The sequence below is a fragment of the Vibrio sp. NH-UV-68 genome (assembly GCF_042940635.1).
GTDB classification, from domain to species: domain Bacteria; phylum Pseudomonadota; class Gammaproteobacteria; order Enterobacterales; family Vibrionaceae; genus Vibrio; species Vibrio pacinii.
The window spans coordinates 553,525-566,888 of sequence record NZ_CP134975.1; the positions used below are offsets into that span (position 1 = coordinate 553,525).

Here is a 13,364-nt window from a genome sequence, read left to right on the forward strand (position 1 = left end):
ATGCAGGTGATTATCCCCAACTGGCCCGCACCTAAAACGATCAAAGCGTTTGCATCGACACGATGCGATGGCTTTTCTCGTGGTGTATATCAAGGGCTTAACCTAGGTAGCCATGTTGGGGATGACTTAAGCACAGTGCAGAAGAATCGTGATTGGTTGACCCGACAGTCCGACATGCCATCGGCCCCTGTTTGGCTTAATCAGACTCATTCTACGTTGGTCGTTGAACAATCTGAGCTAACAACTCAGGTACTTGATGCTGATGGTGTCTCTACCCATATTCCAGGTGTGGTTTGTTCGGTGATGACTGCGGATTGCTTACCTGTGTTGCTGACTAATGTTCAAGGCACGCAAGTGGCAGCGGTGCATGCAGGTTGGCGTGGATTGGCCAATGGTATTATTGAAAATGCACTTGAACAGTTTGATGGGCAAGTCATGGCGTGGATTGGGCCTGCGATAGGACCTAGTGCATTTGAAGTTGGTAAAGATGTGCTAGACGCATTTGTATCCGCTCACCCTGAAGCTTACAAAGCCTTTACTTTGACCAGCAAACAAGGGAAGTGGTTAGCCGACATGAACCTACTTGTTCAACAGAGACTTAACCGTGCAGGAGTTGAACAGGTTTACTTCAGCAACCTTTGTACCTACACAGACTCACAACGTTTTTACTCTTACCGCCGCGATGGCGTCACTGGCCGACAAGCTAGTTTTATTTGGATAGACAACTAGTCGCTCCATTTCGATTGTTTTATTCTTCATCTTTCCCTTGAAAATCCCCTTCAGCGTATCCATCTTTCATACTGATTAGTTCATTTTCTCAGTTGAGGTAGGAAGGTAGATATGCGTCTTGATAGATTTACCAGTAAATTTCAAATCGCTATATCCGACGCTCAGTCGTTGGCGTTGGGACGCGATCATCAATATATCGAACCTGTGCATCTAATGGTGGCGCTCATGGACCAAAATGGTAGTCCAGTTCGCCCTCTATTAACTATGCTGGATGTCGATGTTACACATCTACGTTCTAAGCTAAGTGAAATGCTTGACCGATTGCCTAAAGTCAGTGGTATCGGTGGGGATGTACAGCTATCTGGCTCAATGGGAACTTTGTTCAATTTATGCGATAAGGTAGCTCAAAAGCGCCAAGATGCTTACATCTCATCTGAAGTGTTTTTATTAGCGGCCCTAGAAGACAAGGGGCCTCTCGGTGCATTACTTAAAGAGCTGGGTTTAACGGAAGCCAAAGTAAGTGGAGCGATTGACAAAATTCGCGGTGGTCAGACGGTGAATGACCCGAATGCGGAAGAGTTACGTCAAGCGCTTGAGAAATTTACTATCGATCTTACCGAGCGGGCTGAGCAAGGTAAGTTGGATCCGGTTATTGGTCGCGACGATGAAATTCGCCGCACAATTCAAGTTTTGCAACGCCGGACTAAAAACAACCCAGTCATTATTGGTGAACCGGGTGTGGGTAAGACCGCGATCGTAGAAGGTTTAGCACAACGCATCATTAACAATGAGGTGCCAGAAGGTTTGCGTGGCCGCCGAGTGTTGTCGCTCGATATGGGCTCCTTGATTGCGGGTGCTAAATACCGTGGTGAGTTTGAAGAGCGCTTAAAGTCGGTGCTCAATGAACTATCAAAAGAAGAGGGCAATGTTATCCTCTTTATTGATGAGATTCATACCATGGTTGGCGCTGGTAAAGGCGAAGGGTCAATGGACGCAGGTAACATGCTTAAACCTGCATTAGCCCGCGGTGAGTTACATTGTGTTGGTGCTACAACCTTAGATGAGTACCGCCAATACATTGAAAAAGATCCGGCATTGGAGCGTCGTTTCCAAAAAGTGCTGGTGGATGAGCCTACAGTCGAAGATACCGTGGCAATTTTACGTGGCTTGAAGGAGCGATACGAACTTCATCATCACGTTGAAATTACTGACCCGGCGATTGTCGCTGCGGCGAGCTTATCTCATCGCTATGTCTCGGATCGACAATTGCCCGATAAAGCTATCGACTTAATCGATGAAGCCGCGTCGAGCATTCGCATGCAGATAGATTCGAAGCCTGAGTCTCTCGACAAGCTGGAACGTAAGATCATTCAGCTTAAAATCGAGCAACAAGCGTTAGGTAACGAACACGATGAAGCGAGTGAAAAGCGTTTAAGCACGCTTAACCAAGAGCTAGCCGAGAAAGAGCGTGAGTTTGCGGAACTTGAAGAGGTGTGGAATGCCGAGAAAGCAGCATTGTCTGGTACTCAGCATATCAAGTCTGAACTCGAACAGGCGAGGATGGATATGGAGTTCGCTCGCCGAGCAGGTGATTTGAACCGAATGTCAGAACTGCAATACGGTCGTATCCCTGAACTCGAGAAGCAACTGGACTTGGCAACACAAGCAGAGATGCAAGAAATGACATTGCTGCGCAATAAAGTCACTGATAACGAAATTGCTGAAGTGTTATCAAAGCAGACCGGGATACCAGTCTCGAAAATGCTTGAAGCAGAAAAAGAGAAACTGCTTGGCATGGAAAATGTGCTGCACAACCGAGTGATTGGACAAGCTGAAGCTGTTGAAGTGGTGTCCAATGCCATTCGTCGTAGCCGAGCTGGACTATCCGATCCGAATAAACCGATTGGTTCCTTCTTGTTCTTAGGGCCAACTGGGGTCGGTAAAACTGAACTGTGCAAAACACTGGCTCATTTCATGTTCGACAGCGAAGACGCCATGGTGCGGATTGATATGTCGGAATTTATGGAGAAGCATTCAGTGGCTAGATTGGTTGGCGCGCCTCCGGGTTACGTCGGCTATGAAGAGGGAGGTTACTTGACCGAAGCGGTGAGACGTAAACCTTATTCAGTTATCTTGCTCGATGAGATAGAAAAAGCACATCCAGATGTGTTCAATATCTTACTGCAAGTGCTCGATGATGGACGTTTAACTGACGGTCAAGGTCGTACGGTAGACTTTCGTAATACTGTGGTGATCATGACATCGAACTTGGGGTCAGCGAGAATCCAGGAAAGTTTTGGGACGGTTGACTATCTCGGTATGAAAGAACAAGTGATGGAAGTGGTGAGTCAACATTTCCGTCCAGAGTTCCTCAACCGAGTTGATGAGAGTGTGGTATTCCATCCGCTAGCTAAAGACCACATTAAGTCGATTGCTTCTATTCAGTTGCAGCGATTGGCTAAGCGCATGGAAGAAAAAGGCTACATTCTTGAGGTGTCAGATAAAGCACTTGAATTAATTGCTCAAGTTGGTTTTGACCCTGTCTATGGTGCAAGGCCGTTAAAACGAGCAATTCAAAATAGTGTAGAGAACCCTCTAGCGAAAGAGATTCTCTCCGGAACGATTGTTCCTGACAAACCAGTCAAACTTGTGGTGAGCAACGATCAAATCTTAGCGCACCAATAATAGCGTTCTTTAAACCATAGTTAAGGGCTCCGAGAGGAGCCCTTTTGTTTTCTTTTTAGACGGCTTGGTGGTTTAGTGAGCAAACGAGCTTGAAAGAACGTTTTTTTCTATTTTAACTATTGTGCTTTGTCGAGAACTGCCTATAATCCGCTTCCGTTGTCACGGGAAACCGAGCTGAAAAGTAATGACAACCAAGACGGTGAAGTTAAGCAATAACTTTCGAAGAAATAGCAAAAAAAGTGTTTGACACTGAATGTTATCTCGATAAAATAGCCGTCCGTTTTGAGCAAGGCTCAAACAACGCTCTTTAAAAATATAGACCTATCAATCTGTGTGGGCACTCGTTGATGATAATCCAATACGTTATTGCTTAAGCAATAACAGTTTCTTCGGAAACACATTGGGTTCAATGAACTGAGTGACCAATACGAATAGCTACTTGTAGCTATTTAGCACAGTCAATTCATTATCATTCTGTTGGAATGATAATAGCTTTAAAATTACCGTTTACTTTCGAGTAAGCGCAGTTTTGAAGTCAGTATTCATTGAGCCGAAAAAACTTAAATTGAAGAGTTTGATCATGGCTCAGATTGAACGCTGGCGGCAGGCCTAACACATGCAAGTCGAGCGGAAACGACAACATTGACCCTTCGGGTGATTTGTTGGGCGTCGAGCGGCGGACGGGTGAGTAATGCCTGGGAAATTGCCCTGATGTGGGGGATAACCATTGGAAACGATGGCTAATACCGCATGATGCCTACGGGCCAAAGAGGGGGACCTTCGGGCCTCTCGCGTCAGGATATGCCCAGGTGGGATTAGCTAGTTGGTGAGGTAATGGCTCACCAAGGCGACGATCCCTAGCTGGTCTGAGAGGATGATCAGCCACACTGGAACTGAGACACGGTCCAGACTCCTACGGGAGGCAGCAGTGGGGAATATTGCACAATGGGCGCAAGCCTGATGCAGCCATGCCGCGTGTATGAAGAAGGCCTTCGGGTTGTAAAGTACTTTCAGTCGTGAGGAAGGGGGTATCGTTAATAGCGGTATTCTTTGACGTTAGCGACAGAAGAAGCACCGGCTAACTCCGTGCCAGCAGCCGCGGTAATACGGAGGGTGCGAGCGTTAATCGGAATTACTGGGCGTAAAGCGCATGCAGGTGGTTCGTTAAGTCAGATGTGAAAGCCCGGGGCTCAACCTCGGAATAGCATTTGAAACTGGCGGACTAGAGTACTGTAGAGGGGGGTAGAATTTCAGGTGTAGCGGTGAAATGCGTAGAGATCTGAAGGAATACCAGTGGCGAAGGCGGCCCCCTGGACAGATACTGACACTCAGATGCGAAAGCGTGGGGAGCAAACAGGATTAGATACCCTGGTAGTCCACGCCGTAAACGATGTCTACTTGGAGGTTGTGGCCTTGAGCCGTGGCTTTCGGAGCTAACGCGTTAAGTAGACCGCCTGGGGAGTACGGTCGCAAGATTAAAACTCAAATGAATTGACGGGGGCCCGCACAAGCGGTGGAGCATGTGGTTTAATTCGATGCAACGCGAAGAACCTTACCTACTCTTGACATCTACAGAAGCCAGCGGAGACGCAGGTGTGCCTTCGGGAACTGTAAGACAGGTGCTGCATGGCTGTCGTCAGCTCGTGTTGTGAAATGTTGGGTTAAGTCCCGCAACGAGCGCAACCCTTATCCTTGTTTGCCAGCGAGTAATGTCGGGAACTCCAGGGAGACTGCCGGTGATAAACCGGAGGAAGGTGGGGACGACGTCAAGTCATCATGGCCCTTACGAGTAGGGCTACACACGTGCTACAATGGCGCATACAGAGGGCGGCGAGACAGCGATGTTAAGCGAATCCCAAAAAGTGCGTCGTAGTCCGGATTGGAGTCTGCAACTCGACTCCATGAAGTCGGAATCGCTAGTAATCGTGGATCAGAATGCCACGGTGAATACGTTCCCGGGCCTTGTACACACCGCCCGTCACACCATGGGAGTGGGCTGCAAAAGAAGTAGGTAGTTTAACCTTCGGGAGAACGCTTACCACTTTGTGGTTCATGACTGGGGTGAAGTCGTAACAAGGTAGCCCTAGGGGAACCTGGGGCTGGATCACCTCCTTATACGATGATTACTCACGATGAGTGTCCACACAGATTGATATGTCTTATTTAGAGCGTAATGGGGCTATAGCTCAGCTGGGAGAGCGCTTCGCTGGCAGCGAAGAGGTCATCGGTTCGATCCCGATTAGCTCCACCAATTCTTTTATTAAGAATTCTAGTGTCCCGTTCGTCTAGAGGCCTAGGACACCGCCCTTTCACGGCGGTAACAGGGGTTCGACTCCCCTACGGGATACCATCTTTAAACGTATTTTCTTTTTTAAGAAAGTTCAGTGTGTTTAAAAATGGTGACTTCTTCGGAAGTACATTGCTCTTTAACAATTTGGAAAGCTGACGAACAACGACTGTGATTAGTTGTTGTTCAATAAAAGTTCTCAAATCCTAACTTATTTTGAAATATAGGTGATTTAGGTACCAACACACATTCAAGTGTTCTTGGAAACAGCGCAATACGTTGTGATGTTTAATATTTGAGTCCGGCAAAATCGTGTCTGCACATGTATAAAAATGCAGACAACTTTGGTTGCTAACAAAGACCCTTTCGGGTTGTATGGTTAAGTGACTAAGCGTACACGGTGGATGCCTTGGCAGTCAGAGGCGATGAAAGACGTAGTAACTTGCGATAAGCCCAGATTAGGTAGTAACAACCTTTTGAGTCTGGGATTTCTGAATGGGGAAACCCACGTGCATAAGCACGTATCATTAACTGAATACATAGGTTAATGAGGCGAACCGGGGGAACTGAAACATCTAAGTACCCCGAGGAAAAGAAATCAACCGAGATTCCGAAAGTAGCGGCGAGCGAAATTGGACTAGCCCTTAAGCTTTTAATGATGCAGGTGAAGAGTCTGGAAAGTCTCGCGATACAGGGTGATAGCCCCGTAACCGACACATCATAATCAGTGAAATCGAGTAGGGCGGGACACGTGATATCCTGTCTGAATATGGGGGGACCATCCTCCAAGGCTAAATACTACTGACTGACCGATAGTGAACCAGTACCGTGAGGGAAAGGCGAAAAGAACCCCTGTGAGGGGAGTGAAATAGAACCTGAAACCGTGTACGTACAAGCAGTAGGAGCCCACTTTGTTGGGTGACTGCGTACCTTTTGTATAATGGGTCAGCGACTTATATTCAGTAGCAAGGTTAACCATCTAGGGGAGCCGTAGAGAAATCGAGTCTTAACTGGGCGTCGAGTTGCTGGATATAGACCCGAAACCAGGTGATCTAGCCATGGGCAGGTTGAAGGTTGAGTAACATCAACTGGAGGACCGAACCGACTAATGTTGAAAAATTAGCGGATGACTTGTGGCTAGGGGTGAAAGGCCAATCAAACCTGGAGATAGCTGGTTCTCCCCGAAATCTATTTAGGTAGAGCCTCGGACGAATACTACTGGGGGTAGAGCACTGTTAAGGCTAGGGGGTCATCCCGACTTACCAACCCTTTGCAAACTCCGAATACCAGTAAGTACTATCCGGGAGACACACGGCGGGTGCTAACGTCCGTCGTGGAGAGGGAAACAACCCAGACCGCCAGCTAAGGTCCCAAAGTATAGCTAAGTGGGAAACGATGTGGGAAGGCTTAGACAGCTAGGATGTTGGCTTAGAAGCAGCCATCATTTAAAGAAAGCGTAATAGCTCACTAGTCGAGTCGGCCTGCGCGGAAGATGTAACGGGGCTAAGCTATACACCGAAGCTGCGGCAATACAGTTTACTGTATTGGGTAGGGGAGCGTTCTGTAAGCCGTTGAAGGTGAATCGTAAGGTTTGCTGGAGGTATCAGAAGTGCGAATGCTGACATGAGTAACGATAATGGGGGTGAAAAACCTCCACGCCGGAAGACCAAGGGTTCCTGTCCAACGTTAATCGGGGCAGGGTAAGTCGACTCCTAAGGCGAGGCCGAAAGGCGTAGTCGATGGGAAACGGGTTAATATTCCCGTACTTCTTACAATTGCGATGGGGGGACGGAGAAGGCTAGGTGGGCCTGGCGACGGTTGTCCAGGTTCAAGTGCGTAGGCGGAAGGTTTAGGTAAATCCGGACTTTCATAACGCTGAGACACGATGTCGAGCATCTACGGATGTGAAGTCATTGATGCCATGCTTCCAGGAAAAGCCTCTAAGCTTCAGATTGTAAGGAATCGTACCCCAAACCGACACAGGTGGTCGGGTAGAGAATACCAAGGCGCTTGAGAGAACTCGGGTGAAGGAACTAGGCAAAATGGTACCGTAACTTCGGGAGAAGGTACGCTCTTGACGGTGAAGTCCCTTGCGGATGGAGCTATTGAGAGTCGCAGATACCAGGTGGCTGCAACTGTTTATTAAAAACACAGCACTGTGCAAAATCGTAAGATGACGTATACGGTGTGACGCCTGCCCGGTGCCGGAAGGTTAATTGATGGGGTTAGACTTAGGTCGAAGCTCTTGATCGAAGCCCCGGTAAACGGCGGCCGTAACTATAACGGTCCTAAGGTAGCGAAATTCCTTGTCGGGTAAGTTCCGACCTGCACGAATGGCGTAATGATGGCCACGCTGTCTCCACCCGAGACTCAGTGAAATTGAAATCGCTGTGAAGATGCAGTGTACCCGCGGCTAGACGGAAAGACCCCGTGAACCTTTACTACAGCTTGGCACTGAACATTGACCCTACATGTGTAGGATAGGTGGGAGACTTTGAAACCGGTACGCCAGTATCGGTGGAGTCAACCTTGAAATACCACCCTTGTAGTGTTGATGTTCTAACTTAGCCCCATTATCTGGGGTGAGGACAGTGCCTGGTGGGTAGTTTGACTGGGGCGGTCTCCTCCCAAAGAGTAACGGAGGAGCACGAAGGTGGGCTAAACACGGTTGGACATCGTGTGGTTAGTGCAATGGCATAAGCCCGCTTGACTGCGAGAATGACAATTCGAGCAGGTGCGAAAGCAGGTCATAGTGATCCGGTGGTTCTGAATGGAAGGGCCATCGCTCAACGGATAAAAGGTACTCCGGGGATAACAGGCTGATACCGCCCAAGAGTTCATATCGACGGCGGTGTTTGGCACCTCGATGTCGGCTCATCACATCCTGGGGCTGAAGTCGGTCCCAAGGGTATGGCTGTTCGCCATTTAAAGTGGTACGCGAGCTGGGTTTAGAACGTCGTGAGACAGTTCGGTCCCTATCTGCCGTGGGCGTTGGAAGATTGAAGGGGGCTGCTCCTAGTACGAGAGGACCGGAGTGGACGAACCTCTGGTGTTCGGGTTGTCACGCCAGTGGCATTGCCCGGTAGCTAAGTTCGGAATCGATAAGCGCTGAAAGCATCTAAGCGCGAAGCGAGCCCTGAGATGAGTCTTCCCTGGCACTTTAAGTGTCCTAAAGGGTTGTTCAAGACTAGAACGTTGATAGGCAGGGTGTGTAAGTGCTGCGAGGCATTGAGCTAACCTGTACTAATTGCCCGTGAGGCTTAACCATACAACACCCAAAGGGTTTTGATTGGACTCAAAGCAAGAATATTGAATGTGTGACGAACTTTTATAGCTTTCCGAATTTTAAGAATTTGCTTGGCGACCATAGCGATTTGGACCCACCTGATTTCCATGCCGAACTCAGAAGTGAAACGAATTAGCGCCGATGGTAGTGTGGGGTCTCCCCATGTGAGAGTAGGACATCGCCAGGCTTTAATTTAGTGTTTGCCTTTTATAAAGGTGAAGACAAAAAATGGACACTTGCGAACGCGAGTACGCCACTGCGGAGTGGTAGTTCAGTTGGTTAGAATACCGGCCTGTCACGCCGGGGGTCGCGGGTTCGAGTCCCGTCCACTCCGCCATTTATTCAGAGTTTCAGCTCTTTAAACTGAAAATAGGGGTGTAGCTCCAATTGGCAGAGCAGCGGATTCCAAATCCGCGTGTTGGGAGTTCGAATCTCTCCACCCCTGCCATATTTAAGGCTCTAGTCGAAAGACTAGAGCCTTTTTCATTTCTAGAATTTGCATGATTGGTTAAGTCTTTCGTTAACCAATAGTAGGTGTACTTATTGTTATTTCAACACCTACTATCACCAGTTCTGCGCTATTTGTTATTAGGACTCTATCAGTAATAGTCATCTCTCTCTAGGAGATTTAAATGCTTAGCATGCCCCTGGTTTAACTAGGGAAGCGGCTCGTTGTGTACTCGCCACTAGAGCCTTTCGGTGCAAATTGATTTCTTTAGAGTTGAGATCTCAGGTACAAAAAAGCCCACTCTTTCGAGTGGGCTAAATATCAGCTGTGACGGAGTTTCGATATTATTTTAGGATTGCTTCATTACCGTTTTCACGGATATGTTTAAGCATACCTTTCACACCACGAGCACTTGAAGCTACAACGTTGCCAGATTTAATGTAGTTAGTACCACCAGCGAAATCAGTAACGATAACCCCTGCTTCGCGAGCAATAAGTTCACCAGCTGCGATGTCCCAAGGTTTTAGGCCTAACTCAAAGAAACCATCAACACGGCCAGCCGCTAGATAACATAGGTCAAGAGCTGCAGAGCCCGTACGACGGAAATCAGCACAGTCGACGAAAAGCGCAGACATTATCTTAAAGTAAGACTCTGAGTGTTGTTTTTGCTTGAATGGGAAGCCAGTAGCAATAATAGCGCCCTGTAGATCTTTAAGTTGCTTGACGCGGATGCGTGCATTATTAAGTTGAGCGCCAGAACCACGTTGTGCAGTAAATAGCTCATTGAGCATTGGGTCATAGACACATGCCACTTCAGTTTTACCTTTGAAGCGAACAGCGATAGAGACAGAAAAGTGTGGTAAACCTTTGATAAAGTTTGTGGTGCCATCCAGTGGGTCAATGATCCATTGTACGTCTGTATCTTTACCTTCAATGACGCCATTTTCTTCTGCAATAATGCAGTGTTCAGGGTAAGACGCTTTAATGGTTTCGATAATGAGCGTTTCCGCTTCTTTGTCTACGTTAGTAACAAAGTCATTCGTGCCTTTTTGAGTAGATTCAATCTTCTCTACATTTTCTAAAGATTTAGCAATGTGATTGCCAGCTTTTCGTGCAGCACGAATAGCGATATTAAGCATTGGATGCATTATAATTTCCCAACGGATGTTAAAGAACAGAAAAACGGCCGAGAGTATATCAGATAAATCGCCAAATGGAAGTGGTTAATTTTTGCACTTTTGGTTTTATAACCTGTAAGGGTCTGACCATTTTACTCAGGTATATGATACTATCTTGCAGCTTCGATTTTAGTGTTAGGATTTTATCATGCTCGACAACGTCAAAGTGGTTCTGGTTGGAACTTCTCACTCTGGAAATATTGGCTCGGCAGCGCGTGCCATGAAAGTGATGGGATTGACGAATTTAGTTCTAGTTGACCCTCAATGCAGTGTTGATGACCAAGCACTTGCTTTAGCAGCAGGTGCAGCAGACATCGCTCAGAACGCGACGATTGTCGATACTCTTAATGATGCTGTTGCGGATTGCTCGCTCGTTGTCGGCTCTAGTGCACGCTCTCGTACGCTAGAATGGCCAATGTTAGAGCCACGAGAGTGTGGTCAGAAATTTGTGGAACAAGGTCAGGCTGCACCAGTGGCGTTAGTTTTTGGCCGCGAGCGCACTGGGCTTACCAATGAAGAGCTGCAAACTTGCCACTATCACGTCTGTATTCCCGCCAACCCTGAGTATAGCTCTCTCAACTTAGCTATGGCGGTGCAAACACTGAGTTATGAAGTAAGAATGGCTTATCTTGAATATCAACAAAGCCAGTTTGTTTTAGAAGATCAAGTCGAGTATCCACGTCACAAAGAGCTAGAAATGTTTTTCACGCACCTTGAAAAAGTGGCTAAACAGACCCAATTCATTAGTGAAGAACAGCCTGGTAAAGTGATGAATAAACTTCGTCGCTTGTTTAACCGTGCTCGTCCTGAAGCTCAAGAGATTAATATTCTACGTGGTATTTTAACTGCAATAGAGAAGCGTATTTCCTAACAATAGTACCCATGAGGTTAGAGTGGTTAAATACTTGACTGTTTTAGTCAATTAAATACTTGACCATTTTAGTCGGGTATGAAAGAATTGATGCCACATAAACGATGTGGATATGGTGTTCTATGAGACTTACATCTAAAGGAAGATACGCAGTGACAGCCATGTTAGATGTGGCTCTACACTCACAACAAACTCCTGTGCCTCTTGCGGATATTTCAGAGCGACAGGGTATCTCTTTATCATACCTAGAGCAGCTTTTCTCTAAATTGCGTAAAGCTGGTTTAGTCACGAGTGTTCGTGGGCCAGGCGGTGGTTACCGTTTAGGTGAAGATGCAAACTCGATTGCAATCGGTACTGTGATTGCAGCGGTGGATGAATCAGTCGATGCCACCAAATGCAACGGTAAAGGAGACTGCCAAGGCGGCTCTCGTTGCTTAACACATACACTATGGCGTGACTTAAGCTCACGTATCAGCGACTTCTTAAACAACATTACGCTCGGTGAGCTGATGAAAGATAATGAAGTGCTAGAAATTACCGAACGACAAGACTTAGAGCTTGTTGTAAATAATGGGTTCGCTAATAAAAATACTCACACTGCACCCATTGGTGTGAACGTCCGCTCTTAAGCGGTCTGCTTGTTACATTGGAGTAAAGAATGAAACTGCCTATTTATCTTGATTATTCAGCGACCTGCCCAGTAGATCCACGTGTGGCTGAAAAAATGGTTCAGTACATGACCATGGATGGTACGTTTGGTAACCCAGCGTCACGTTCACATCGTTACGGTTGGCAGGCAGAAGAAGCGGTTGATACTGCGCGTGAACAGATTGCTGACTTGCTCAACGCTGATCCACGCGAGATTGTATTTACCTCAGGTGCGACTGAGTCTGACAACCTAGCTATTAAAGGTGCTGCGCACTTCTATGCGAAGAAAGGCAAGCATGTCATCACGTGTAAGACTGAGCACAAAGCAGTACTCGATCCTTGCCGCCAACTTGAGCGTGAAGGTTTTGACGTTACTTACTTAGAGCCAGAGTCGAACGGTCTTATTGACCTAAACAAGCTTGAAGCTGCTATGCGTGAAGATACTGTGCTTGTATCAATCATGCACGTAAATAACGAGATCGGTGTGATTCAAGATATTGCATCAATTGGCGAACTGTGTCGTGAACGTAAGATCGTTTTTCATGTTGATGCAGCTCAGTCAGCAGGTCGATTGCCTCTTGATGTACAAGAGATGAAAGTTGACCTTATCTCTCTTTCTGCACACAAGGCTTACGGCCCTAAAGGTATTGGCGCGCTCTATGTTCGTCGTAAACCACGAATTCGTCTAGAAGCGCAAATGCACGGTGGTGGTCATGAGCGTGGTTTCCGCTCTGGTACGCTGCCGACTCACCAAATTGTTGGTATGGGTGAAGCTTTCCGTATCGCAAAAGAAGATATGCAAAAAGATTTCGAGCACGCTTTAGCGCTGCGTAATCGTCTATTTGATGGTGTAAAAGATCTAGAAGCAGTTACGGTTAACGGCGACTTTGAGCAACGTGTTCCACACAACCTAAACATCAGCTTTGCTTTTGTTGAAGGTGAGTCATTGCTGATGTCATTGAAAGACTTAGCGGTGTCTTCAGGTAGTGCATGTACTTCTGCCAGCCTAGAACCATCTTACGTATTACGCGCTCTTGGTCTAAACGATGAGTTAGCACATAGCTCAGTGCGTTTCTCGTTTGGTCGTTTTACCACTGAAGAAGAAATCGACTACGCAATCGAACAAATTCGTACTGCAGTGATTAAGCTGCGAGACATGTCTCCTCTATGGGATATGTATAAAGAAGGAATTGATCTAAGTACGGTTGAGTGGGCACACCACTAATCGAACA

The 13,364-nt window shown here is 47.0% G+C and carries 6 protein-coding genes, 4 tRNA genes and 3 rRNA genes; 12 read left to right on the plus strand and 1 reads right to left on the minus strand.

Annotated features, from left to right (window positions below; translation table 11 throughout):
* From pgeF to ViNHUV68_RS02675, 9 genes are all read left to right on the plus strand, one after another.
* A complete protein-coding gene (pgeF, locus tag ViNHUV68_RS02635; protein WP_038173963.1) occupies window positions 1-729 on the plus strand; it encodes a peptidoglycan editing factor PgeF in 729 nt (242 codons plus the stop codon).
* A gap of 111 nt (window positions 730-840) precedes the next feature.
* Window positions 841-3,414, plus strand: coding sequence for an ATP-dependent chaperone ClpB (gene clpB / locus ViNHUV68_RS02640; RefSeq protein ID WP_038173966.1), 2,574 nt, complete (start codon window positions 841-843; stop codon window positions 3,412-3,414).
* A gap of 562 nt (window positions 3,415-3,976) precedes the next feature.
* Window positions 3,977-5,529 (plus strand): 16S ribosomal RNA (locus ViNHUV68_RS02645).
* 60 nt (window positions 5,530-5,589) lie between these two features.
* Window positions 5,590-5,665: transfer RNA gene (locus ViNHUV68_RS02650), tRNA-Ala, on the plus strand.
* Window positions 5,666-5,688: 23 nt separating this feature from the next.
* Window positions 5,689-5,764: transfer RNA gene (locus tag ViNHUV68_RS02655), tRNA-Glu, on the plus strand.
* Window positions 5,765-6,078: 314 nt separating this feature from the next.
* Window positions 6,079-8,969: ribosomal RNA gene (locus tag ViNHUV68_RS02660) — 23S ribosomal RNA — on the plus strand.
* 88 nt (window positions 8,970-9,057) lie between these two features.
* Window positions 9,058-9,174 (plus strand): 5S ribosomal RNA (rrf, locus tag ViNHUV68_RS02665).
* The 16S, 23S and 5S rRNA genes sit together here with 4 tRNA genes alongside, the layout of an rRNA operon.
* 73 nt (window positions 9,175-9,247) lie before the next feature.
* Window positions 9,248-9,324, plus strand: a tRNA-Asp gene (locus ViNHUV68_RS02670).
* Between the two features lie 34 nt (window positions 9,325-9,358).
* A tRNA-Trp gene (locus ViNHUV68_RS02675) sits at window positions 9,359-9,435 on the plus strand.
* A 344-nt stretch (window positions 9,436-9,779) separates the two neighbouring features.
* On the opposite strand, the gene suhB is transcribed toward ViNHUV68_RS02675, so the two are convergent.
* Window positions 9,780-10,583, minus strand: a complete 804-nt coding sequence (suhB, locus tag ViNHUV68_RS02680) for an inositol-1-monophosphatase (protein WP_391089187.1) — start codon at window positions 10,581-10,583, stop codon at window positions 9,780-9,782.
* 178 nt (window positions 10,584-10,761) lie between these two features.
* On the opposite strand from suhB, the gene trmJ reads away from it, so the two are divergent.
* The 3 genes from trmJ to ViNHUV68_RS02695 all read left to right on the plus strand — a co-directional run bounded on the left by trmJ (window position 10,762) and on the right by ViNHUV68_RS02695 (window position 13,357).
* Window positions 10,762-11,484 (plus strand): tRNA (cytosine(32)/uridine(32)-2'-O)-methyltransferase TrmJ, encoded by a 723-nt coding sequence (trmJ, locus tag ViNHUV68_RS02685; RefSeq protein ID WP_038175045.1) that lies wholly within the window; start codon window positions 10,762-10,764, stop codon window positions 11,482-11,484.
* Window positions 11,485-11,606: 122 nt separating this feature from the next.
* A complete protein-coding gene (gene iscR / locus ViNHUV68_RS02690) occupies window positions 11,607-12,113 on the plus strand; it encodes a Fe-S cluster assembly transcriptional regulator IscR (RefSeq protein ID WP_038175044.1) in 507 nt (168 codons plus the stop codon).
* A gap of 29 nt (window positions 12,114-12,142) precedes the next feature.
* Window positions 12,143-13,357, plus strand: coding sequence for an IscS subfamily cysteine desulfurase (locus ViNHUV68_RS02695; RefSeq protein WP_038175043.1), 1,215 nt, complete (start codon window positions 12,143-12,145; stop codon window positions 13,355-13,357).
* The last annotated feature ends 7 nt before the right edge of the window (window positions 13,358-13,364 follow it).

What these genes read in the sequence shown, in the direction of transcription:
- pgeF (WP_038173963.1), top strand. Translation starts at nt 1, where the DNA reads ATGCAGGTGATTATCCCCAACTGGCCCGCACCTAAAACGATCAAAGCG.
- clpB (WP_038173966.1), top strand. Translation starts at nt 841, where the DNA reads ATGCGTCTTGATAGATTTACCAGTAAATTTCAAATCGCTATATCCGAC.
- suhB (WP_391089187.1), bottom strand. Translation starts at nt 10,583, where the DNA reads ATGCATCCAATGCTTAATATCGCTATTCGTGCTGCACGAAAAGCTGGC.
- trmJ (WP_038175045.1), top strand. Translation starts at nt 10,762, where the DNA reads ATGCTCGACAACGTCAAAGTGGTTCTGGTTGGAACTTCTCACTCTGGA.
- iscR (WP_038175044.1), top strand. Translation starts at nt 11,607, where the DNA reads ATGAGACTTACATCTAAAGGAAGATACGCAGTGACAGCCATGTTAGAT.
- ViNHUV68_RS02695 (WP_038175043.1), top strand. Translation starts at nt 12,143, where the DNA reads ATGAAACTGCCTATTTATCTTGATTATTCAGCGACCTGCCCAGTAGAT.